The following is a 22,042-nucleotide window of genomic DNA, read 5'->3' as shown; positions in this document are numbered from 1 at the left end:
TTTATAGATAGATGAGGTGTGTATATATGATTGTAGAAAAAATTAAAGTTGAACAATTAATTCCTGCCGATTATAACCCACGAAAAGATTTACAACCTGGCGATAGTGAATATGAAAAAATTAAACGGTCACTTGAAGAGTTTGGATATGTTGATCCCGTCATTTGGAACAAGACAACTGGAAGAGTAGTTGGTGGGCATCAACGATTAAAAGTTTTGGCAGGCATGGGAAGAACTGAAGTCGAATGTGTTGTAGTTGAATTAAACGAAGAAAAAGAAAAAGCACTGAATGTTGCTCTGAACAAAATTAGTGGTGATTGGGATAAGGAAAAACTAGCAGTACTTATGACAGACTTAGATGCTGCTGACTTTGATGTTTCACTGACAGGTTTTGATGCTGCTGAAATTGACGATTTGTTTAAAGATACACTTCGAGATGGAGTAGAAGATGATGACTTTGATGTCGATGAAGAACTTCAAAACCCACCAATAACGATGCAAGGTGATGTGTGGCTTTTAGGTAGACACCGACTTGTATGTGGGGATAGTACGAAAAAAGAAACCTTTGATAAGTTAATGGAGGATAAAAAGGCGAACTTGGTTGTCACTGATCCACCTTATAATGTTGATTATGAAGGTAGTGCGGGAAAAATTAAAAATGACAATATGAATAACGATACATTTTACCAGTTTTTATTGGATGCTTTTACGAACACGGAAGATGCACTTGCGAAAGATGGTAGCATTTATGTGTTTCATGCGGATACAGAAGGGCTTAACTTCCGCAGAGCATTTGAGAAAGCTGGTTTTTATTTATCTGGAACTTGTATATGGAAGAAACAATCGCTTGTACTTGGTCGCTCACCTTATCAGTGGAAACATGAGCCGATATTATTTGGATGGAAAAAGAAAGGTAGACATCTTTGGTATTCGGATAGAAAACAATCGACTATTTGGGAGTTTGATAAACCAAAACGAAATGCCGACCATCCAACGATGAAACCAATTGCCTTAATTGCTTATCCAATAATGAATTCAAGTTTAACAAACAGTATTCTACTAGACCCGTTTGGTGGTTCTGGTTCGACATTAATCGCATCGGAACAAACTGACCGAATATGTTACATGATTGAATTGGATGAAAAGTTTTGTGATGTGATTGCAAAAAGATACATTGAACAAGTTGGAACAGATGAAGATGTGTATGTGATTCGAAATAATAAAAAGATTGCTTATAGCGAACTTGAAGTGAGTAAGAGTGCTTAAAATTTATTGTAAACTGTTCAAAACACTTGATATAAACACCTTTTAGAGTGATATATGTATGTACCAAAATTGAAAGGTGGAATGAAAAATGATTGTAAAATTTAATGTGAAGGGAAAAGAACGGAAAAAGTTAGTGGAAGCAATAAGCGAACATTTGAATATTCCTTTTGATTACAAAGGAACACCAAGCTTTGCATATCAGATTGGAGATTATGTAGTTGATAGGTTTGGCACATTGGAAGGACCACCTAATGACGAGTTAATCCAAACGTTGAAAAGTGAACATAGCTTTGAAGCACCGCAGGATGAGAAACTAGAAACTTATATCCTTTCTATCGAATACCCGCGGGAAGCCTTTGATGAACAAACAATCGAAAATTTAAAAAAACTGATTCAAAGTAAACGTACATTAATTAAGCGAGCACTAGCTATTAAAACAACTAAAATTGAACTAGAAGACGATCGTATAAGCTTTCCTTGGTTTGAAAGAGAATTAACATCTGATGAACTAGAAACATACACAAAATTCATTGTCGCACTATGTGAAACAGCTCTAAAGCAAAAACGAGTAACAGCAGTTGAAAAACAAGTCGAAAATGAAAAATATGCATTTCGATGCTTCTTGTTAAAACTGAATTTTATCGGTAATGAATATAAATCTGATAGAAAGCTTCTGATGTCAAAGTTGTCAGGTGATTCTTCATTTAAAAGAGCAAAAAAGATGGAGGAGGCTTCATGAACAACATAACAAAAGAATCGCTGACCAAGTTAAAAAAGCAATATCAGCCTGGAACAAGAGTATGCTTGATTGAAATGGATGATCCATATTCAAATCTTATCTCAGGTGATGAAGGAACTGTTTCTTATGTCGATGATATAGGAACAATACACATAAAATGGGATAAAGGAAGTTCACTCGGAATTGTATTTGGAGTTGATAAGTGTCTAATCATCGAACAATAAAAATACATTCAAAAAAGTGTAGATAACACTTGCTATATAAGGCTTTTAGAGTGATATATGTATGTAACGAAAACACACATACACTCTAAAAGAGGATGATAAAATGTTAAACGCAAAGTTTGGAATTGAAATTGAATTCACAGGAATCACAAGAGAAAAAGCAGCGAAGGTAGCAGCAAAGTTTCTTAAGGGGGAATACATCGAAGGTGGAACATACTACGATGTAAAGAAAGTAAAAGCTCCAGACGGACGCATTTGGGAATTCACTTATGACGGAAGTATTCGAACACAAGTTAGTCGAAGTGGCAGAAGGGTTAACGCAAACAGAGATTACAGTGTTGAAATTGTAAGCCCAATTCTAACCTACCGAAAAGACATTGATACTTTACAGGAGCTTGTTCGAAGGATACGGAAAGCGGGAGCCTTTACCAATTCATCTTGTGGAATTCACATTCACTTAGATGGGAGCCCACATACACCAAGAAGCATACGAAACTTTGTAAACATCATCGCAAGTAGGAACGATTTGTTTTACAAGGCACTAGAAATCAAGAATGAGAGAATGCGTTATTGCAAACGGATGGATGACATTTTAGTAGAAAAGATGAATCGGAAAAAGCCAAAGACGATGCGAGAAATTGAGGACATTTGGTATGAAGGCTATGGCGAAAGCAGAAGTAGACACTACCATAATAGCCGATACCATTTTTTAAACCTACACAGCTTTTTTAGAAGAAACCGAACGGTTGAGTTACGAGGCTTTAACAGTGTCCTTCACGCAGGGAAAATAAGAAGCTTCATAGTTTTATCCCTAGCAATCAACAATCAAGCATTAACACAGAAAAGCGCTTCATCGAAAAAACCCCAAGTTGAAAATGAAAAATTTGCCATGCGAACATACCTCAATCGAATCGGATTGATTGGAGAAGAGTTCGCAAACTGTAGGGCACACTTAACCAAGCCTTTGTCAGGCTCAGCAGCATGGAGATTCCGGGTAGGATAAGCCACTCGGAATCATTCTAAAGTAAATTGTGAAAGGATTGACATGATGGGTAAATTATATATTGCTTACGGATCAAATTTAAATCTAGAGCAAATGGCAAACAGATGTCCAACTGCAAAGGTAGTAGGAACAAGTGAAATAAAGGACCACAAACTCACTTTTAGGGGGCCACACGCGCATGCTGTTGCAACGGTTGAACCATGCAAGGGAGAAAGCGTTCCGGCCCTTGTGTGGCAGATTACGCCTAATGACGAAAAGGCACTTGACCGTTATGAAGGATGGCCCCATCTATATAGAAAAGAAATGATGAAAGTTAAAGTCGATAAAAAGACAGTAAATGCGATGGTCTATATTATGAATGAAGGCAGACCGCTTGAACAACCAAGCTGTTATTATTATTCAACCATTCTAGAAGGCTATCAAAGTGCAGGGTTTGATGCTGAATATTTACGTAAAGCTGTTAATAATTCGGTGGAACTGTTGGAAGAAAGTAAAACGGAAGAATAATTAAGCTACATTAACAGATTACTGGAACCTCTATACAGGGGTTCTTTTTTATTTGGGAGGTGGGTGTTATTAGAAAACTAGAAGTGTATAAGCCTACGATTTTTAAAGCTGAACAATCGTATTATGACAAAGATGCTGCTGATATGGCAGTAAACTTTATTAACTGTTTAAAGCATACAAAGGGTGAATGGTTCGGAAAAAACTTTGACTTGATAGATTGGCAGGAGCAGATTATTCGAGATGTGTTTGGGACGATGAAGCCTAATGGCTATCGACAGTTTAATACTGCCTATATTGAGATAGCTAAGAAACAAGGAAAGTCAGAACTTGCCGCTGCGGTTGCCTTACTTTTAACATGTGGTGATTTTGAACATGGTGGAGAAGTGTATGGATGTGCTGCGGATAGGCAACAAGCATCAATTGTATTTGATGTTGCAGTTGATATGGTGGAACAGTCACCCGCACTTAAAGCACGATTTAAACCAGTCCTTTCACAAAAGCGATTGATTTATAAACCATTGGGTAGTTTTTATCAAGTGCTATCTGCAGAAGCTTATACAAAACATGGATTGAACGTTCATGGGGTTGTATTTGATGAGCTTCATGCACAACCGAATCGAAGGTTATATGATGTTATGACTCATGGTTCAGGGGACGCAAGGAAGCAACCATTGTACTTCTTAATCACAACTGCAGGAAATGACCAACATTCAATATGTTACGAAGTACATCAAAAAGCAAAAGATGTATTGGAAGGAAGAAAGATAGATCCAACTTTTTATCCTGTTATTTATGGCGCAGAGGAAGATGATGATTGGACAGACCCTGAAGTTTGGAAGAAGGCAAATCCATCACTTGGAATTACAGTTGATATTGAAAAGGTTGAACAAGCATGTGAAAGTGCCAAACAAAACCCAGCTGAGGAGAACTTGTTTAGGCAGTTACGATTGAATCAATGGGTAAAGCAATCTGTCAGATGGATGCCAATGGAAAAGTGGGACAGATGTGGTTTGCCTGTTGACCCTGAAAGTTTAATTGGTAGAGAGTGCTATGCGGGTTTAGACTTATCATCGACAACAGATATCACAGCATTTGTTTTAATCTTTCCACCAGAATATGAAGATGATAAATATGTGATATTGCCATACTTTTGGATACCAGAAGAAAACATCAGACAACGTGTGGATAGGGACAGAGTACCCTATGATGTGTGGGAACAACAAGGTCATATGCAAACAACGGAAGGAAACGTTGTTCACTATGCTTATATTGAAAAGTTCATCGAAGAATTAGGAAAGAAATACAATATAAAGGAAATTGCATTTGACCGTTGGGGTGCAGTTCAGATGACGCAGAATCTTGAAGGATTAGGCTTTACAGTTGTTCCATTTGGGCAAGGTTTTAAAGATATGAGCCCATCATCAAAAGAATTAATGAAATTGACGCTCGAAGAAAAGCTTGCTCATGGTGGGCATCCAGTTTTACGTTGGATGATGGATAATATCCATGTGCGAACTGACCCTGCTGGGAACATTAAACCCGATAAAGAAAAATCCACTGAGAAAATTGACGGAGCAGTGGCAACGGTTATGGCACTTGACCGAGCAATTAGAAGAAGTGGATCCCGTGATTCTGTTTATGATGGTAGGGGATTGATTGTTTTTTAATTAATAACGTGTAAATCATTAAATGTTTTGTTAATATATAATTGATAAAACTAATCGCCTAGGAGAAAACATGAAAATCATAGAATGGAATATAAATGGACGGAGTAACACAAATTATGAAGTGCCAAAGTTTGTTTCCCAAACAATAATTAAAGATGTTGATATTGTAATACTTACGGAATTTTCTAGTGTAGATGATGGGTTGATAGAAAGCCTTAAAGAATCTAACTATACTATTTTTTATAACAAAATTCGAAAAGAAAAAAACAAAATATTGATTGGCGTAAAAAATGAAATCATATCACACTCCAATAGTATTAAAGTTATTGAAGCAATGAATAACCCACATGGTAATGAAGAACCTAATTTTTTAGAAATAGAAGTTGAAATTAATAATAAAAAAATAACAATAGTTGGTTCAAGAATAAGAGACGGAAAAGAGTTATTTAAGAAGGAACAATTTAACACATTAAAAAACCACTTAGAAAAAATTGAAGGTGCTACTGTATGTGCTGGCGATTTTAATGTGTGGAGTTCGTATATAATGAGAACGTGGAGATTAAAGCCCGACAACTATCAATTTTATACACCATGGTATTCGGGGGGATTCAAAAATCCAGACACATGGAGTCATGTGGGTAAGAGCAGACACAAAGTCTATAAGTCATTGATTGACCATTTTATTACAAGGGACATCGAATTAGATAACGTTAGTTATATATGGGATTTTGTTAATGAAGAAAATGGTTATGGAGCATTGCAACCAGAAGATTACAAGTCAGATTTGAAAGGTTATCCCGACCACGCAATTTTGCAAGCAAACATTAAATTATAAATTAATTAAGCATCTCAATTGAGGTGCTTTTTCATGTCTGTTTTAGGAGGTGATATTCTTATGAGGTGGTTTTCAAATCTTTTTAAAGCGAGAGATAAACCACAAAACTATTCGTTTGGAAGCAGTTATAGTTTTTTCTTGGGAAACTCTAGTAGTGGAAAATCTGTTAATGAATTTACAGCAATGCAAATGACTGCAGTGTATTCATGTGTACGAATATTAGCTGAAGCTGTAGCAGGTTTACCACTGCACTTATATAAATATACAGATACAGGTGGAAAAGAAAAGGCAATATCCCATTCACTTTATTTTTTACTTCATGACGAACCAAACCCTGAGATGAGTTCATTTGTGTTTAGAGAAACATTAATGACTCATCTTTTATTATGGGGAAATGCGTATGCACAAATTATTCGCAATGGAAAAGGTGAGGTTATTGCACTATACCCACTAATGCCAAATAAAATGTCGGTCGAAAGAGATGCAAGGGGTAATCTGTATTATTTATACACAAAGACATTTGATGAAATGACTGATTCAGAGAATACATCCGTTGCATTAAAAGCTGAAGATGTACTTCATATACCCGGACTTGGTTTTGATGGTTTAGTTGGATATTCACCAATTGCGATGGCTAAAAATGCAGTGGGTCTAGCAATGGCAACTGAGGAATATGGTGCAAAGTTTTTTGCTAATGGAGCGGCACCAGGTGGTGTCTTAGAACATCCGGGAACTATCAAGGACCCCCAAAGAGTAAAGGATAGTTGGAATAAAGCTTATCAAGGTTCAAGTAATGCCCATCGAGTTGCTGTATTAGAAGAAGGGATGAAGTATCAACAAATCGCAATTGCACCCGATCAAGCACAATTTCTAGAAACAAGAAAATTTCAGATTAACGAGATTGCTCGAATTTTCCGAGTGCCACCTCACATGGTAGGTGACTTGGAAAAGTCGAGCTTTTCTAATATAGAGCAACAATCGTTAGAATTCGTTAAATACACACTTGATCCATGGGTTATTCGGTGGGAACAAGCAATTAGTCGTTCACTGTTTACTAAAAGTGAAAAGAAAGCATACTTTGTGAAATTTAATGTGGATGGATTGCTTAGAGGTGATTATGCTTCACGAATGAGTGGCTATGCAACAGCGAGGCAAAATGGCTGGATGAGTGCTAATGACATTCGTGAACTTGAGAATTTAGACCGAATACCGGATGAACTTGGAGGAGATTTATATTTAATCAATGGGAATATGACGAAACTTCAAGACGCAGGTGTGTTTGCAAAGAAATATGAAAAGGAGGAAACCAAAGATGAAGAAGTTTTGGAACTGGACAAAGAATAATGAAACTGATAATCGAACCCTTCATTTATATGGGGCAATAGCAGAGGAGAGTTGGTTTGATGATGAAGTCACACCATCTGCCTTTAGGGAAGAACTCGTGCAAGGCAAAGGCGATATTGAAGTTTGGATTAATTCGCCAGGGGGTGATTGTATTGCAGCTGCGCAAATTTACAACATGTTGATGGAATATCCAGGTGATGTCACTGTCAAAATTGATGGGATTGCCGCATCGGCAGCATCTGTGATTGCGATGGCAGGCACTGAAATTCAAATGTCACCAACGTCCCTAATGATGATTCATAATCCATTTACTGTCGCAATTGGTGATAGTGAAGAAATGAAAAAGACGGTGCATATGCTTGACGAAGTAAAAGAAAGCATTATTAACGCATATGAAATTAAAACAAGTTTATCAAGAAATAAACTATCCGAATTAATGGATGCTGAAACGTGGCTTAATGCACATAAAGCAATTGAACTCGGATTTGCGGATGCCATTATGTTCGCAAATAGTAAAGATGAAAACCAACCTGAGAACAGCTTTGTTTTTAGTAGACGAGCAGTAACAAATTCATTAATAAACAAGATACAAAAACCACAAAAAGGTCAATCGGTTGATCCGCTTTATGAGCGGCTTAATTTATTGAAATATTAGGAGGAAACCAATATGAATAAAATTTTAGAATTACGTGAGAAAAGAGCAAAAGCATGGGAGGCTGCTAAAACTTTTTTAGATACTAAACGTGGAAGTGATGGTTTGGTATCGGCTGAAGATGCACAGATGTATGATCGTATGGAAGAGGATATTATGAATTTAGGCAAAGAAATTCAACGATTAGAACGGCAAGAGGCTTTAGATGCAGAATTAAATCGTCCAATAAATACACCTATCATTGGAAATCCATCTGTTCCAGGAATGGAAACAAAGAGTGGACGAGCTTCTGAAGGTTATACAAAGGCATTCTGGAATGCGATGAGAAGTAAAAATCCAACACAAGAAATTATGAACTCACTATCAGTGGGAACAGATTCAGAAGGAGGATTTTTAGTTCCCGATGAATTCGAGCGTACACTTGTACAGTCATTAGAAGAAGAGAACGTATTCCGAAAATTTGCTAAGATTGTAAAAACGTCCAGTGGCGATCGTAAAATTCCAGTTGTCACTACTAAAGGTTCAGCGGCATGGTTGGATGAAGGAGAAGAATTTGAAGAAAGCGATTCAGTGTTTGGACAGACTTCAATCAGTGCTTATAAGTTAGGTACAATGATTAAAGTTTCGGATGAATTATTGAACGATAGTGTATTTAATTTAGAGAATTACATTTCAACTGAATTTGCTCGAAGAATTGGAGCAAAAGAAGAAGAAGCGTTTCTTGTGGGTGATGGAGCAGGAAAGCCGACTGGAGTGTTTAATGATACTGGTGGTGCAGAATTAGGAGTTACTGCCACATCAGCAACAGCTATTACTGCAGATGAAATTATTGACTTAGTTTACTCTTTAAAAGCACCATATCGTAAAAATGCTGTATTCATTATGAATGATGCAACAATAAAAGCAATTCGAAAATTAAAAGATGGTCAAGGTCAGTACTTATGGCAACCATCACTAACTGCCGGTACACCAGATACGTTATTGAATCGTCCAGTATTCACTTCAGCTTATGCACCGACTATTGAAACGAAAGCAAAGTCTATTGCCTTTGGTGATTTCGGATATTATTGGATTGCAGACAGACAAGGTCGTTCATTCAAGCGTTTAAACGAACTTTTTGCAACAACAGGGCAAGTTGGTTTCCTAGCAAGTCAACGTGTCGATGGAAAGTTGATTTTGCCAGAAGCAATTAAAGTCTTACAACAAAAATAAATAAAGGAGTAGAATGCGATGGGGTATAACGCTAAGAATTATACGGAACAAGGCGGAGAAAAAACGGTGATTGGCGGGGAACTTGTTATTGAAGAAGGGGCGAAGGTCACTGGCCTTCCTTCTTCTTCAAATGAAAAAATGGCAAATCAATCGGATAGTACAGCAGAAACAATAGAAGACTTAGTTGCGGATTTTAATGCATTACTATCGAAATTAAAAACATCTGGTTATATGTCAGAAGAATAAAGGTGTCGAAAGTGATGACATTACTAGAAAAAGTAAAGGCTAATTTAATACTCCAACATGATAAAGATGATGCTTTAATAGAAATGTACATCACTGCCGCCATTTCTTATGCAGAGAGTTATCAACATATTAAAGAAGGCACATATTTAGATGAGAATATGCCCGCGACAACGGAACAAGCGGTTATCATGTTGGCATCACACTTTTACGAAAGTCGAGATGGCAGTACAGGTGGATTTTTCGCAGATAGCGCACTTGCTGGAGAGCAAGTTTGGAAAACAGTCAACCTTTTATTAAGGCTAGATAGAGATTGGAAGGTATAGCGTATGAGTTTTGGTAAAATGCGTACATTTATCGATATCGTAACACGTGAAATTGTAAAAGATGAAGAGTCTTTCAGTGAAGAAACCGATAGAATCCTAGCATCTGTGACAGCATACAAAGAAGAACGCTTTGGTAGTAAGACTTGGGCAAATAGGGCAGCCTTTTCTGAAGCGAATGCGTTATTTCGTTTTAGAAACATTCCCGATTTAACCATTAAACCGAAAATGTTTATTGTATGTGATGATGGGCGATATGAAGTAGTAAGCGTTGATAATGTGAAAAATAGAAATATGTATATCGAGGTTTTAACAAAAAAGGTGGTGGCATCAGATGGCTAAAGTTAATATTAAAATGCCAGAAGAATTCTTGATGAAGATTTCAAGATTGGGAAGTAAAACAGATGAAATCGTTCCGAGGGTTCTTGAAGCAGGTGGAGAAATTGTATTAGATAAAATGAAGTCTAATTTAAGCTCGGTTATTGGGAAGGACACAAAACTTCCGAGTAGATCAACTGGTGAGTTGGTATCTGCATTAGGAGTATCACCTGCCTTAGTTGACCGAAGAGGAAATCATAATGTTAAAGTAGGGTTTAATGAACCACGTAAAGATGGGGTTAGCAACGCTAAATTAGCTAATATAATCGAATACGGAAAATCGGGTCAACCTGCAAAGCCATTTTTAAAACCAGCAAGAAGAACATCAAGGCAACCTTGTATGGATGCGATGATTAAAAAATTGGAAGAAGAAGTGGAAAGCATATGAATGTATTAGCCGAAGTAACTCAAATTGCGGAACAATGTGGTATTCCAGTTGAAACAGGTATCTTTTCAGATACTGCTCCTGATTTATACATTGTAATCACACCAATCGTTGATATGTTTGAATTACATGCAGATAATATTCCAAAGTATGATGTACAAGAAGTTAGGGTTTCGTTGTTTTCAAAAAAGAATTATACATCAATAAAAAATACCTTAGTCCGCACTCTTTTGGGTGCGGACTTTGTTATTACCGACAGAAGATATATTGGTCACGAAGATGATACAGGTTACCATCATTTAGCTATTGATGTAGCAAAATATTATGAATTTGAAATGGAGGAATGATTTATGGCGACTATCGGGCTTGATAGGCTTTATTATGCAAAAATAACAGAAGGGGAAAACGGTGATGAAACCTATGAAACTCCTAGTCCTTTAGCAAAAGCTATTAGTGCTGAATTATCTGTTGAATTAGCTGAGGCAACTTTATATGCAGATGATGGTGCGGCTGAAGTGATTAAAGAATTTCAAAGCGGAACACTATCGCTTGGTATTGATGATATTGGTGTGGCGGCAGCTAGTGATTTAACTGGAGCAACAATTGATGATAACCATGTATTAATATCTACAAGTGAAGATGGTGGAGATCCAGTTGCGATTGGTTTTAGGGCGAAAAAGGCAAATGGAAAATACCGATATTTTTGGCTATACCGAGTGAAGTTTGGTATTCCAGCAACAAACCTTGCAACAAAAGGGGATAGTATTACTTTCTCTACACCAACAATTGAAGGTACGGTATTACGAAGGAACAAGCTTGATGGGCAAGGAAGGCACCCATGGAAAGCTGAAGTGAGTGAAGGTGATGATGGAGTAAACCAAGAAATTATTACAGGCTGGTATAGCGAAGTGTATGAACCAGTATTTGCTGCGGGGACTGAAGGATAAAAGGAGCGATCAATTATGACGAATGAAAGAAGTGCTAAGATTACGATTGGTGGTTTGGACTATGAATTAATCTTAACAACAAAAGCGACAAAGGAAATTGCAAAAAGGTATGGTGGCCTTGAAGATTTAGGTGAGAAGTTAATGAAAGCTGAAAATTTTGAAATGGCTTTAGACGAGATTGTCTGGTTAATTACCCTGCTTGCCAATCAAAGTATCTATATCCATAATCGATTAAATGAAGAAAAGAAAGAGTTGTTAACGGAAGATGATGTGGAACTGTTAACATCACCTGTTGAAATGGCAACTTTTAAAGATGCAATTATGGAAGCAATGTTTAAAGGGACAAAACGCTATATTGAGTCGGAGGAAGCCGATACAAAAAACGAAGTGGTCGAGTAAACGATGAAGAAATGTTTGCTCGACTTATTTATTATGGAGTTACACAGCTAAAAAGGACTGAAGAAGAAGTATGGTTGATGCCTATTGGCCATTTACTTGATCAATGGGAAATCCACAAACAATTCACAGGTCTTACAAAACCTAAAAATGAACTATCCATTGATGACATCATTCCTTATGGAATTTAGAATATTTATTGACTGTGATATACTTTTTACTATAAGAGTGGATAGTTGAAGTATTCATCAAACAATTATATTAGATGTTATTTTGAAGGGAGTTCTTGTATGGATAAATTAAAGCAAATATCTGACTGGATAATATCACAAGGTGCAGAAATAGCACGAGATGTTTTAGAAGAGAAATTAAAAGAAGCATATGATCAAGGACGATTAGACATGTATAACGAACAAGTTGACGATACATTGGATAACATACTTTTTAATACTAAGCGGAACATTAATATCGAGAAGAAAAAGCTCCAAGAAAAGAATTTCTATAATAAACCTTCAGAAGAAGATGTAATCAAAATGCGAGCTTACGAATATTTGAATGAGAACCTTGGAGAAATAATAAAAAACTATAAAGAGAATTAAATATTTTTACATTCTGAGAACATGAATTTGAGAGCAATCAATAGATTGTTCTTTTTTATGTCTATTTTAGGAGGAGGTGGCAGTATGGCAGACAATTTTGGGCTTAAAATTGGTGTTGAAGGAGAACGTGAATTTAAGAAGTCGTTACGTGAGATAAATCAAAGCTTCAGAGTGTTAGGCTCAGAAATGAAATTAGTGACATCAGAATTCGATAGAAATGATAAATCTATTAAAGCAATAACCGCAAGAAATACAGTATTGAATAAAGAGATTGATGCACAAAAGGAAAAAGTATCAACACTAGAAAAGGCTCTTGCCAATGCTGCTGAATCCTTTGGAGAAAATGATAGAAGAACACTTTCTTGGCAAACCCAGTTAAATAATGCGAATGCTGAGTTAAATAACTTAGAACGTGAACTGAAGGACTCACAAGAAGAAGTAAAGAATCTTAATCGAGAAAAAGTAGAAAAACTTGTGAATGGTTTAAAAACAGCGGGTGAAATTGCAGGTAAAGTATTAGTAGCCGGTTTAAAAGCAGCGGCTGCGGCAATGGCTGCAATCGGAACTGGGGCAGTCGCATCAGGTAAGTTTATAAAGGACTCTTTAAATGTTTATGGCGAATATGAAGATGCCATGAAGCAAGTTCAGGCAACGATGGGACTAGCCGGTGAAGAAGGGGAAGAAGCCTTCAATAAATTATCTCAAGCAGCAAAAGATGCGGGAGCAAGTACACGTTTCTCAGCATCAGAATCAGCTGAGGCATTAAATTATCTTGCTTTAGCGGGATATGATACAGAACAGGCGATAGGAGCACTTCCAGGTGTGCTTACACTTGCTGCCGCGGGTGATATGGATTTAGCAAGAGCATCTGATTTGGTTACAGACTCCATGGCTGCTTTAGGCCTTGAAATCGCTGATATGGACATGTACATGGACAAAATGGCGAAGACGTCACAAAAGTCAAACACAGATGTACAGCAATTAGGTGAAGGAATACTTGTTGCGGGAGCGACAATGAAAAATGCTGGGCAAGATTTAGATACTTTGAATGTGATGTTGGGAGTCCTAGCGAACCGCGGGATAAAAGGCGCAGAAGGTGGAACGAAACTTAGAAACATCATTATGTCTTTGACATCTCCCACATCGGCTGCTGCAAAAGAATTAGAAGGTCTGGGCATAAGCGTTACCGATTCATCAGGGAATATTCGTGATATGAACGATATATTTACAGATTTAAATAAAGAACTTGATGGATTGTCAGAAGCAGATAAAATGAACGCATTAAGTAATATTTTCAATAAACAAGATCTAGCGGGCGTGAATGCATTATTATCTGGAACTGGCGATGAGATGAATAATCTATATAAGGAACTTGAAAATGCTGATGGTGCCGCACAGCAAATGTCAGACACGATGGAAAGTGGACTAGCGGGTTCTGTACGAAGTTTAAAATCAGCCTATGAAGGACTACAAATCGTTATCGGAGAACAGTTTGCAGAAATGGCCCAAGGGGCAGTTGGTGATGTGACAGAATTAGTTCGAGATATAACTGAAATATTAAATGATGGATTTCAAGAAGGTGATATTACCGCTATAGGCGAGAGAATATCATCTTTTTTAATTCAAGGAATTAATCGAATTACAGAGTATATCCCGGGTGCCATTGATATGATAGCCACAATGCTAACAGAGCTGGTGAATGTATTGGTAGAACTTTTGCCTACTTTACTGCCACCTTTATTAGAAGGTGCGATTGCTTTATTAACAGGAATTATTGAGGCGATTGTAGGGAATATCGAGCCGTTAGTTGAAATGGTCGTATATTTAGTAACAACTGTTGCGGAATTTATTATTGAAAATTTACCTATTTTAATTGAAGCGGCCATCCAAATTGTTATCGCATTAGCGAATGGGATAGCAGGTGCCTTGCCACAGCTAATTCCAGCGGTTATAGATGCAATCATTTTAATTGTAGATACGTTAATCAATAATTTAGGACAAATATTAAATGCGGCTCTTCGAATTATTATGGCTTTAGCTGAAGGTATTGTTGCAGCTTTACCTAGATTGATAGCTGCCTTACCACAAATAATAAATTCAATTATTAACTTTATTACCTCAAACTTACCGATGATTATCGATATGGGGATCCGTATCATTTTGCAATTAGTAGTTGGCATAATTAAAGCTATACCTTCCCTGGTCGCTGCTTTACCACAAATTGTGATGGCATTAATTACGGGAATAGGAAAAGCAGCAATTGCAATTGTCGAAATCGGTCGAAATATTGTACGTGGTCTTTGGGATGGAATTGCCTCCATGGTTACTTGGATCAAAGATAAAATCAGTAATTTTGTAGGTGGAATTGTAAGTGGAGTAAAAGGTTTACTTGGTATTAAATCTCCATCAACTGTATTTGCTGGTATTGGTGATGATATGGCTCAAGGTTTAGGGGTTGGTTTTGATAAGGCAATGAGTCAAGTTTCTGAGGATATACAAGATGCAGTTCCGACAGATTTCGACATTCAATCAAACATGAATGTAGGGGCAAACGGTATTACAACAAGTCAAGATGGATATGGATCATTAATTACAATCCAACAAATGATTGTCAGAAGTGAAGATGATATTAGAAAAGTTTCACAAGAATTATATAACTTAATTCAAACAGGGTCTCGAGCACAAGGGAGGTTCGTGCCAAGTTAGAAAGGAGTGGGATGAATGGGGTTTACATTTGATGGCGTTCATTCGAAAAACATGAAAATCACTGCAAGAATTGTTAGTTGGCAAGTTTCTCCCGCTCCTAGAAATGCATTTGAAGTTATACCTGGTCGAATGGGAATTGCCGATCTAGGTTCAGATACATCAGAAAAATATATCAAAGTCATTTGTAATATTTTTCCGCAGCATTCATTTACCGAAGTAATTCATCTATTGGATGATGTAGCTGAATGGTTGAACCCTAATTTAGGATTAAAACAATTAGTGCTAGACGATATTCCAAACAGATATTTTTTAGCACGTTTAGTAGAGGAAGTGGATTGTGAACGAATATTAAGAAGTGCAGGTTCCTTTGAACTTACATTTGTTTGTCCAGACCCTTATGGTTATGCGATTACAGATGAGCAATTTACGATTAATTCTACTGGTAGCCATGTAGTTGATAGGGAGTTAGGCAATATAGAATCTTTCCCGATATATCGAATGAAAGGAAATATCAGTAGTTCAAGTTCAACATTTTTAACGGTTACCACAAATGGCGAAAGTTTAAAAGTTAATGGACCATTATCATCAAATGAAATATTAATCGTTGATAGTGGATTACTAACTGCAAAAATAACAGATACAAGTGGAAATACGGTTCGGAATGGTTTATCTGTTTTAGATGAGTTAAATTTTCCAGTTTTATATCCTGGTAGTAATGAAATAAAAGTAAATAGTACAGGAGCAGCATTTACGGAACTTCACATATTAAGTCAAAGTAGATGGAGGTGATTTTATTATGGCGATTAAATCGGTTGTAACATCTCAAACAGATTTTACTGGTGAGTTTCCGATTCATGATGAAACAGTTGCATTATGGCGTTTTAATGAATCACAACCAAATGAAAGTAAGCTGATAGATAGTGGCACAAATAATCATCATTTTACTATATCAAATTGGTCTGGAACATCTGCCAGTTTAGTGGCAGGGAAGTTTGGGCGATTTTTCAGGCAGAATATTGTCAATCCAACAAGTGAAAAGACGCACCTCACCGCTACCAATGATGGTAGCTTTTTTACTGATTTAGGGGAGAAAATTGTTGTCGGTGGCTGGATAAATCCAACAACCTATTCAATCGGTCAAACATTTATTCCTATATTTAGTACAAGAAATGGACCCGGACAACCAATCCTGTATATTTCGTTATATCAAGGCAGACTACGATTAATGCTTTATAACAATGCTGGGACATTAATTTATGATACATCCGAGACACCAAGTATTAGCTTTGTAAATAATGGTTGGTATTTTATCACAACAATTATTAATAGGACTGATAAAACAATTCAAAACTTTATCGGTGATAGGTCGAATGGGGCGACTTGGCAATCACTTGTAAGAAATTATACAGGTGTATTGAATGAAGAATGTACCGCTGACATTGTCATGGGTATGTTACAAGATACGTATTACTATGCCGGAGGTTTTGATGATTGGTTTTTTGAGAAAGATTCAAAGTTAACAATGGAAGATATACACTTATATTTTAAATCTTCTATTCAAGCAAATGGTGCAGATAGTGCATCCCAAGTCGATGCATTAACGGAACCAGGTGCTGTTATTTTAAAGCAAGAAGATAACAAATATCCAAGTAGTGGTGTGCTCTATACAGTACCTAAAAAGTGTGGTTTAGGTGGCAATGGTAGAGTTTCAGTAACTAGTGAATATATTGCTGGGACCACTGCGATTAGTTTAGTTGAAACATCCACATCAGATGACCTTGAGGATTGGACTTCGTGGCAAACAATTGGACCAACAGGTGAATTAATTTCACCTAATAGAGCCTATATCCGCTATCGCATTACTTTAACGACAGAAGATGAAACGAAAACACCGAAACTAATAGAAGTTATATTGCATGATATCCCAAAACCTGCCTATGAAAAACTTGGATTTGCTAGACCTGTCGTTTTGGATAGTAACGGCGCTTGGGATGCAGTTTTAGAAAATGCGTTTGATGTCATTGTTACAAGTGAAATTAATGGTGCTGACATCTTAGAGTTTAAGATTCCTTTTCATGATTTAAAAAGGGAAAGTATTGAAAACGAAAAACAAATTCAAATCGTAGACGATGTGTATCGCATACGAACAATAACGGATGAAAAAAGCCAAGAGGGTAATATCATCACTCACGTATATGCAGAAGCAGATTTTTATGACTTAGCTTTTAGTACGGATAAACAGCCTATTGAATTTAATGCAGATACTGCTGATGTCCCAATGAAATATGCGTTAGAAGGAACGGAGTGGTCTGTTGGAAATGTGAATGTAACTACAAAGCGGACGTGGGAATCAGAGGAGAAAAATGCATTATCTATATTACGAGAAGTGCAAAATATCCATGGTGGAGATTTAATTTTTGATAGTGCGAATCGTTTAGTTCATTTACTGACATTTGGCGGGAAAGATAGTGGTGCGTTATTTAGTTATAGAAAGAATATGAAAAGTATTCAAAGAACAGTGGATACAAGAAGTTTAGTGACAAGATTATACGCATACGGTAAAGATGGCATGACATTTTCATCTATTAACAATAATAAAGCATATGTAGAAGATTATAGTTTTACATCGGAAGTTCGAATTGCAACACTTGATGCCTCATCATTTAGTAACCCTTATCAAATGTTGGAATTTGCGAATATGCGATTAGGTCAATATGCAAAACCGAGAGTGTCGTATGTTTTAACTGCAATAGACTTATCCGTACTAACGGGTTATGAACACGAAGAGTGGGATCTAGGAGATATTGTTACCGTAAACGATAAAGAATTAAATTTACAAGTGAAGACTCGCATCGTACGCAGACAATATAACTTACAAGAACCATGGAAAACAGTGATTGAACTGTCAACGAAATTAAAAGAGTTAGGTGATTCATCAGCTCAGTGGGATAAAGCTGCGGACATGCTGCACGATACTGATGTGCTTGATCGGCAGGAAATAAAAGACTTAGTACCGTTTAACCATTTGAGAAATTCAAGGGCAGATGATGGATTTACTTACTGGGTGAATTCTGGTTTTACTGTTGATCCGAATAATGGTGCAAGCGGTGATGCATCTTTTAAAGCAGAAGGTGTTTTGGGAATGACGAAAAGTATGTATCAAACTGTATATCCAGCAAATCGAAAGAATTATACTATATCCGCACAAATTGGTTCTGAAAATCTAGAGAAAGGACCAAATGGGCAAGTAGGGATTGAAGTGGAAATTGAATACGAAGATGGATCGATTGAAAAGAGAATTATTGATTTATTTTAGAGGTGTTGGCAATGGTGTTTTTAACTCAAACTGCACATGGAATAAATCCTAAAGGTTCAGAAAAAATTAGAAGAATCACAATCCGTTTATTTGTAAGAGATTGTACTGGAGCTGTATATTTTACGGATATTCTATTACAAGGTGGCTCAATCGCTACTGGTTGGGTTGGGCATGTATCAGAAATAAAGTGGACACTTGATGGTTAGGTGATTTGAATGGCGATACAGTTTACTCGATTTAGTGAAATGATACGTGTGAAAGAAGATAAAAGAGTCGTGAATGTAACTTTGAAATTGTTCGTTACAGACTGTACGGGGACGATTTATTATACAGATATACAACTTCAAGAAGGTGATAAGTTAACAGGCTATGTCTTAAATACAGAAACTTCACTTGAAAAATATAGAGAAGAAAGCGAGGTTGTCCCAGTTCGTTTTTATAACGGAGTGGTTAGAAGTAAAGAAACAATTGTCATATTTAATCTGGGTACAACTTCAGCTGGATTGGACTGTCATATTACACCACTACAAGCAATGAAAGCGGGAACTATTAAACTATCGCAAGGCTATGGTTCGCATCGTATGAATTTTAAAGCTGCCGCAAATTCGGACGATACATTTTCATTATTGGCTTCCAAAAGACAAGTATTGCGAAATCAAAGTAAAACAGAAAAAGAAGGGTTCTATCAATATACTGCAGCATCTGATAGCAAACATATTGTAGAACTCGAAGAAGGAAAAGCAGCACGAGTTTTATTTGAATTCCAAGAGATGCAAGAAGGAAGTGACAAGCAATGAGTCAATATCTCGAAGGTAGAAGGACAATGATATGGAGTTTCATGGGAAATGCAAGAATGTATGAGGCTTTAAACAAATACGGGGATAGGCTTGATACGGTCGGTATATTCACATTCGAGGTAGATATTACTGGGACTATTAAAGAAACAGGGACAAGTATATCGAGCATGATGCCATATATCAATAAATGGCCGCATATAAAATGGTTGCTAACAATCATGAATCATGGAACGGCATCAATATTTACAGCAATCAGAAATAACACAAATGGAGCAAAAGATAAATTTTTATCAGAAATCGTTCGGATCATGAATAAGTATCCATGGTGTGATGGTGTTGATATTGATTTAGAACGTGGCGGTGGCTATGAAAACAAAAATGCCGCAAATCTTTTATTTAAAAACATCTATGAAACTGTAAAACAGTACGACTCATCAAAGCTTGTCAATATTTGCTTACCTGGGATGACAGGGGTTCAAGGTTCTGTTGGTGGAGAAAACTGGTGTGTATATGAAGATTTAGATCCTTATTGTGATACGGCTGCGATTATGAGTTATGGGATGGCTTGGGCAGGTTCGGCTCCTGGTCCTGTTTCTCCACGAGATTGGTTGGAAGGTATTTATAATTATGCAACGAGCGTCATGTCACCTAAGAAGATATTTTTAGGTCTTCCTGGTTATGGTTGGAACTGGCGAATTGATGATACTCCACAAAACTTAAATAGGGTTTATCGTGGTACATCTAATACGTATTATGCAGCACAGCTTTGGATGACAGGTGGTTATAATTTTACTAATGATGCACCACCGCAACCGATGATTCCTATCATTGCTTATTGGGATGATTACGATAAAGTCCCCTGGGCACTGCCGCATGTTTATGATTATATGGAAGGTCCAGATGCGATTGCACGAACCAATCCATTAATTGCAGAAGATTATAATCGAAGAAGTTTTTTAACGGCTTATAGTAAACAACAAAAGACAGAATTCGGAACAATATATATTGATCGCTTAGGCAGTAATTATGATAGTCATGCGGGAATTGTTTCTGATTCGTCCCAGATGGTTACTCTCGGTGAAAATGGTGAAACGACATATAATTTCACTTTACAATCTAGTGGAACTTATGATATTGCAGTGAGAATTGGTTTTTCTTTTTGGGATAAAAATGCAATTAAAATATCAATTGATAATGATGAAACAACCTATAATGAAAATAGGCTGTGGTGGCCTTATTGGAGAACGACTTGTTGGTTAACGTTAAAGAAGAATATATCCTTATCAGCAGGTACACATACGATTAAAGTTAAAGCAGGAACTCCTGGTGTTCAGTTTTATGGTTTTAGAGTTTGCTCTGACTTTCAACAATCATCCAGTGCAGGGGAAGCGGAATTCTTACTTGCTCCGAGGAAATTTAAAGGGGTAAATGGTCAAATGGTGGAACCCGATCGGGCATTTAAATTAACGACTGAAGTGTTGAGAAGAAAGCCGGACTCAGCTCTCGTCTGGTACGAAGATTTCAGGGATGAAAATCCGCTACCTAGCAATTATTGGACAACCTTAAGCGGTGAATGGGAAGTATGGAAAAAAGAAGATTTTAACAATCCACGTCCTTATGCACAGCTTGATGGAACGGGTGAATTAACATGGAGATATTCCGATTTTAAAGATATACACATTAGGGCAAGAATAGGTTTTCCGCAAAATGGGAATGGGCGAGCGGGAGTATTCTGTGGTGATTTATTTTGTTGTTTAAACTATAGTACCCAGCGTTTGGAATTGTATAAAGGTAGTTCATTACTAGGAAGTTATAATGTTCAAATAGAACGCACCCCAAATGCTAACTTACGAACCGCACCTAATCTTTATACGGTTGAAATGCGAATACGAAATAATTCTGTTAGGGTGTATTCCGGGGCAGCAAACACATTCAGATTTAAAGTGGATATAAACGATTTCAGTGGAGGCTATGCAGGAATTCGTTCAGATAACCGCATGATATCTGACTTACTCCGTTTAGGAGATGCATGGACATATGAACCATATGAAAGTGTAGATATAACTTTCCCTAATGGAAACACAGTAGAATTCGGAAGAATACCAAGAACAGGTGTTACCTGGGATAACGAGTTTCAGGTCTTTAAAGTAAATAATGATGTGGAGGAGATAAGCACAAGAAGTGATGATATATCAATGGATTATGATTTCTTCCACTCACAAGAATTACCACTAATTGCCGGAAATGATTATACCGTCAAAATAAAACCAAAGGACATTAATCTTTGGATATCCCGATTATTTTTAGGAGATGCGGATGGTTTTTCAATTCTCTATTATCAAGATGTTGATAGCTTGGTTTATTGGGCAAACGAGGCAGCTTACAAGTGGAAGTTACGAGGCATTGCTATTTGGTCATTAGGACAAGAAGATATGCGAGTTTGGGAAGCATTACCAAAACAAATATAAACAATTCAAGGGTGTCTACAAAATGTGGACACCCTT

General features: G+C 36.9%; 25 protein-coding genes. All 25 read left to right on the top strand.

The genetic code is table 11. The features are described 5' to 3' along the window. Nucleotides 1–26 precede the first annotated feature (26 nt). The 25 genes from ACLIBG_RS00745 to ACLIBG_RS00625 all read left to right on the top strand — a co-directional run bounded on the left by ACLIBG_RS00745 (nt 27) and on the right by ACLIBG_RS00625 (nt 22,006). Complete coding sequence (locus tag ACLIBG_RS00745) at nt 27–1,265, top strand: site-specific DNA-methyltransferase (protein ID WP_439310775.1); 1,239 nt, start codon at nt 27–29, stop codon at nt 1,263–1,265. 88 nt (nt 1,266–1,353) lie between these two features. Then, a complete protein-coding gene (locus ACLIBG_RS00740; protein WP_439310774.1) occupies nt 1,354–2,004 on the top strand; it encodes a virulence protein in 651 nt (216 codons plus the stop codon). Continuing rightward, nucleotides 2,001–2,228, top strand: a complete 228-nt coding sequence (locus ACLIBG_RS00735; RefSeq protein WP_439310773.1) for a DUF4314 domain-containing protein — start codon at nt 2,001–2,003, stop codon at nt 2,226–2,228. Before ACLIBG_RS00740 ends, ACLIBG_RS00735 begins: the two co-directional genes overlap by 4 nt. Nucleotides 2,229–2,331: 103 nt before the next feature. Then, on the top strand, nt 2,332–3,231 hold the full coding sequence (locus ACLIBG_RS00730; protein ID WP_439310772.1) for an amidoligase family protein: 900 nt from the start codon (nt 2,332–2,334) through the stop codon (nt 3,229–3,231). A gap of 45 nt (nt 3,232–3,276) precedes the next feature. After that, nucleotides 3,277–3,738, top strand: coding sequence for a gamma-glutamylcyclotransferase family protein (locus ACLIBG_RS00725; protein WP_439310771.1), 462 nt, complete (start codon nt 3,277–3,279; stop codon nt 3,736–3,738). A 68-nt stretch (nt 3,739–3,806) separates the two neighbouring features. After that, on the top strand, nt 3,807–5,405 hold the full coding sequence (locus ACLIBG_RS00720) for a terminase large subunit (protein ID WP_439310882.1): 1,599 nt from the start codon (nt 3,807–3,809) through the stop codon (nt 5,403–5,405). Nucleotides 5,406–5,475: 70 nt separating this feature from the next. Beyond that, nucleotides 5,476–6,240: an endonuclease/exonuclease/phosphatase family protein gene (locus ACLIBG_RS00715; RefSeq protein ID WP_439310770.1), complete on the top strand. Its 765-nt coding sequence runs from the start codon at nt 5,476–5,478 to the stop codon at nt 6,238–6,240. Nucleotides 6,241–6,300: 60 nt separating this feature from the next. After that, entirely contained in the window at nt 6,301–7,584 is a 1,284-nt protein-coding gene (locus tag ACLIBG_RS00710) for a phage portal protein (protein WP_439310769.1), read from the top strand. Beyond that, the gene (locus ACLIBG_RS00705; RefSeq protein ID WP_439310768.1) at nt 7,553–8,239 is read left to right on the top strand and encodes a head maturation protease, ClpP-related; all 687 of its coding nucleotides are present in this window, start codon (nt 7,553–7,555) and stop codon (nt 8,237–8,239) included. The genes ACLIBG_RS00710 and ACLIBG_RS00705 overlap by 32 nt, the downstream gene beginning before the upstream one ends. A gap of 12 nt (nt 8,240–8,251) precedes the next feature. Continuing rightward, nucleotides 8,252–9,448 carry a phage major capsid protein gene (locus ACLIBG_RS00700; RefSeq protein WP_439310767.1) on the top strand — a complete coding sequence of 399 codons (1,197 nt, stop codon included), beginning with the start codon at nt 8,252–8,254 and terminating at the stop codon, nt 9,446–9,448. An 18-nt stretch (nt 9,449–9,466) separates the two neighbouring features. Next, nucleotides 9,467–9,694, top strand: coding sequence for a hypothetical protein (locus ACLIBG_RS00695; protein WP_061114370.1), 228 nt, complete (start codon nt 9,467–9,469; stop codon nt 9,692–9,694). A 14-nt stretch (nt 9,695–9,708) separates the two neighbouring features. Further along, the gene (locus ACLIBG_RS00690) at nt 9,709–10,017 is read left to right on the top strand and encodes a head-tail connector protein (RefSeq protein ID WP_061114369.1); all 309 of its coding nucleotides are present in this window, start codon (nt 9,709–9,711) and stop codon (nt 10,015–10,017) included. A gap of 3 nt (nt 10,018–10,020) precedes the next feature. Beyond that, complete coding sequence (locus tag ACLIBG_RS00685; protein WP_061114368.1) at nt 10,021–10,356, top strand: head-tail adaptor protein; 336 nt, start codon at nt 10,021–10,023, stop codon at nt 10,354–10,356. Continuing rightward, nucleotides 10,349–10,780 carry an HK97-gp10 family putative phage morphogenesis protein gene (locus ACLIBG_RS00680; RefSeq protein ID WP_061114367.1) on the top strand — a complete coding sequence of 144 codons (432 nt, stop codon included), beginning with the start codon at nt 10,349–10,351 and terminating at the stop codon, nt 10,778–10,780. The genes ACLIBG_RS00685 and ACLIBG_RS00680 overlap by 8 nt, the downstream gene beginning before the upstream one ends. After that, a complete protein-coding gene (locus tag ACLIBG_RS00675; protein WP_061114366.1) occupies nt 10,777–11,124 on the top strand; it encodes a hypothetical protein in 348 nt (115 codons plus the stop codon). The genes ACLIBG_RS00680 and ACLIBG_RS00675 overlap by 4 nt, the downstream gene beginning before the upstream one ends. A gap of 3 nt (nt 11,125–11,127) precedes the next feature. After that, the gene (locus ACLIBG_RS00670) at nt 11,128–11,724 is read left to right on the top strand and encodes a major tail protein (RefSeq protein ID WP_186088518.1); all 597 of its coding nucleotides are present in this window, start codon (nt 11,128–11,130) and stop codon (nt 11,722–11,724) included. 15 nt (nt 11,725–11,739) lie between these two features. After that, on the top strand, nt 11,740–12,123 hold the full coding sequence (locus ACLIBG_RS00665; protein WP_257455526.1) for a hypothetical protein: 384 nt from the start codon (nt 11,740–11,742) through the stop codon (nt 12,121–12,123). Nucleotides 12,124–12,134: 11 nt separating this feature from the next. After that, the gene (locus tag ACLIBG_RS00660; RefSeq protein WP_186088520.1) at nt 12,135–12,311 is read left to right on the top strand and encodes a hypothetical protein; all 177 of its coding nucleotides are present in this window, start codon (nt 12,135–12,137) and stop codon (nt 12,309–12,311) included. Nucleotides 12,312–12,410: 99 nt separating this feature from the next. Continuing rightward, nucleotides 12,411–12,719 carry a hypothetical protein gene (locus ACLIBG_RS00655; RefSeq protein WP_205178008.1) on the top strand — a complete coding sequence of 103 codons (309 nt, stop codon included), beginning with the start codon at nt 12,411–12,413 and terminating at the stop codon, nt 12,717–12,719. Nucleotides 12,720–12,803: 84 nt separating this feature from the next. After that, the gene (locus ACLIBG_RS00650) at nt 12,804–15,425 is read left to right on the top strand and encodes a phage tail tape measure protein (protein ID WP_439310766.1); all 2,622 of its coding nucleotides are present in this window, start codon (nt 12,804–12,806) and stop codon (nt 15,423–15,425) included. Nucleotides 15,426–15,440: 15 nt separating this feature from the next. Then, a complete protein-coding gene (locus ACLIBG_RS00645) occupies nt 15,441–16,214 on the top strand; it encodes a distal tail protein Dit (RefSeq protein WP_439310765.1) in 774 nt (257 codons plus the stop codon). 7 nt (nt 16,215–16,221) lie between these two features. Beyond that, nucleotides 16,222–18,741 carry a phage tail spike protein gene (locus ACLIBG_RS00640; RefSeq protein ID WP_439310764.1) on the top strand — a complete coding sequence of 840 codons (2,520 nt, stop codon included), beginning with the start codon at nt 16,222–16,224 and terminating at the stop codon, nt 18,739–18,741. Between the two features lie 11 nt (nt 18,742–18,752). Further along, the gene (locus ACLIBG_RS00635; protein ID WP_439310763.1) at nt 18,753–18,947 is read left to right on the top strand and encodes a hypothetical protein; all 195 of its coding nucleotides are present in this window, start codon (nt 18,753–18,755) and stop codon (nt 18,945–18,947) included. Between the two features lie 9 nt (nt 18,948–18,956). After that, nucleotides 18,957–19,538: a hypothetical protein gene (locus ACLIBG_RS00630; protein ID WP_439310762.1), complete on the top strand. Its 582-nt coding sequence runs from the start codon at nt 18,957–18,959 to the stop codon at nt 19,536–19,538. Continuing rightward, a complete protein-coding gene (locus ACLIBG_RS00625; protein ID WP_439310761.1) occupies nt 19,535–22,006 on the top strand; it encodes a glycosyl hydrolase family 18 protein in 2,472 nt (823 codons plus the stop codon). The genes ACLIBG_RS00630 and ACLIBG_RS00625 overlap by 4 nt, the downstream gene beginning before the upstream one ends. The last annotated feature ends 36 nt before the right edge of the window (nt 22,007–22,042 follow it).

The sequence above is a fragment of the Virgibacillus sp. W0181 genome, from assembly GCF_051846915.1.
Lineage (GTDB): Bacteria > Bacillota > Bacilli > Bacillales > Amphibacillaceae > JBPYCR01.
The sequence above is the reverse complement of the archived record's forward strand: the minus strand, read 5'-3'. Positions and strand labels throughout refer to the sequence as shown.

Excerpts from the sequence above, each read along its gene's own strand:
- ACLIBG_RS00745 (WP_439310775.1), top strand. The coding sequence starts at position 27 with ATGATTGTAGAAAAAATTAAAGTTGAACAATTAATTCCTGCCGATTAT.
- ACLIBG_RS00740 (WP_439310774.1), top strand. The coding sequence starts at position 1,354 with ATGATTGTAAAATTTAATGTGAAGGGAAAAGAACGGAAAAAGTTAGTG.
- ACLIBG_RS00735 (WP_439310773.1), top strand. The coding sequence starts at position 2,001 with ATGAACAACATAACAAAAGAATCGCTGACCAAGTTAAAAAAGCAATAT.
- ACLIBG_RS00730 (WP_439310772.1), top strand. The coding sequence starts at position 2,332 with ATGTTAAACGCAAAGTTTGGAATTGAAATTGAATTCACAGGAATCACA.
- ACLIBG_RS00725 (WP_439310771.1), top strand. The coding sequence starts at position 3,277 with ATGGGTAAATTATATATTGCTTACGGATCAAATTTAAATCTAGAGCAA.
- ACLIBG_RS00715 (WP_439310770.1), top strand. The coding sequence starts at position 5,476 with ATGAAAATCATAGAATGGAATATAAATGGACGGAGTAACACAAATTAT.
- ACLIBG_RS00710 (WP_439310769.1), top strand. The coding sequence starts at position 6,301 with ATGAGGTGGTTTTCAAATCTTTTTAAAGCGAGAGATAAACCACAAAAC.
- ACLIBG_RS00705 (WP_439310768.1), top strand. The coding sequence starts at position 7,553 with ATGAAGAAGTTTTGGAACTGGACAAAGAATAATGAAACTGATAATCGA.
- ACLIBG_RS00700 (WP_439310767.1), top strand. The coding sequence starts at position 8,252 with ATGAATAAAATTTTAGAATTACGTGAGAAAAGAGCAAAAGCATGGGAG.
- ACLIBG_RS00695 (WP_061114370.1), top strand. The coding sequence starts at position 9,467 with ATGGGGTATAACGCTAAGAATTATACGGAACAAGGCGGAGAAAAAACG.
- ACLIBG_RS00690 (WP_061114369.1), top strand. The coding sequence starts at position 9,709 with ATGACATTACTAGAAAAAGTAAAGGCTAATTTAATACTCCAACATGAT.
- ACLIBG_RS00685 (WP_061114368.1), top strand. The coding sequence starts at position 10,021 with ATGAGTTTTGGTAAAATGCGTACATTTATCGATATCGTAACACGTGAA.
- ACLIBG_RS00680 (WP_061114367.1), top strand. The coding sequence starts at position 10,349 with ATGGCTAAAGTTAATATTAAAATGCCAGAAGAATTCTTGATGAAGATT.
- ACLIBG_RS00675 (WP_061114366.1), top strand. The coding sequence starts at position 10,777 with ATGAATGTATTAGCCGAAGTAACTCAAATTGCGGAACAATGTGGTATT.
- ACLIBG_RS00670 (WP_186088518.1), top strand. The coding sequence starts at position 11,128 with ATGGCGACTATCGGGCTTGATAGGCTTTATTATGCAAAAATAACAGAA.
- ACLIBG_RS00665 (WP_257455526.1), top strand. The coding sequence starts at position 11,740 with ATGACGAATGAAAGAAGTGCTAAGATTACGATTGGTGGTTTGGACTAT.
- ACLIBG_RS00660 (WP_186088520.1), top strand. The coding sequence starts at position 12,135 with ATGTTTGCTCGACTTATTTATTATGGAGTTACACAGCTAAAAAGGACT.
- ACLIBG_RS00655 (WP_205178008.1), top strand. The coding sequence starts at position 12,411 with ATGGATAAATTAAAGCAAATATCTGACTGGATAATATCACAAGGTGCA.
- ACLIBG_RS00650 (WP_439310766.1), top strand. The coding sequence starts at position 12,804 with ATGGCAGACAATTTTGGGCTTAAAATTGGTGTTGAAGGAGAACGTGAA.
- ACLIBG_RS00645 (WP_439310765.1), top strand. The coding sequence starts at position 15,441 with ATGGGGTTTACATTTGATGGCGTTCATTCGAAAAACATGAAAATCACT.
- ACLIBG_RS00640 (WP_439310764.1), top strand. The coding sequence starts at position 16,222 with ATGGCGATTAAATCGGTTGTAACATCTCAAACAGATTTTACTGGTGAG.
- ACLIBG_RS00635 (WP_439310763.1), top strand. The coding sequence starts at position 18,753 with ATGGTGTTTTTAACTCAAACTGCACATGGAATAAATCCTAAAGGTTCA.
- ACLIBG_RS00630 (WP_439310762.1), top strand. The coding sequence starts at position 18,957 with ATGGCGATACAGTTTACTCGATTTAGTGAAATGATACGTGTGAAAGAA.
- ACLIBG_RS00625 (WP_439310761.1), top strand. The coding sequence starts at position 19,535 with ATGAGTCAATATCTCGAAGGTAGAAGGACAATGATATGGAGTTTCATG.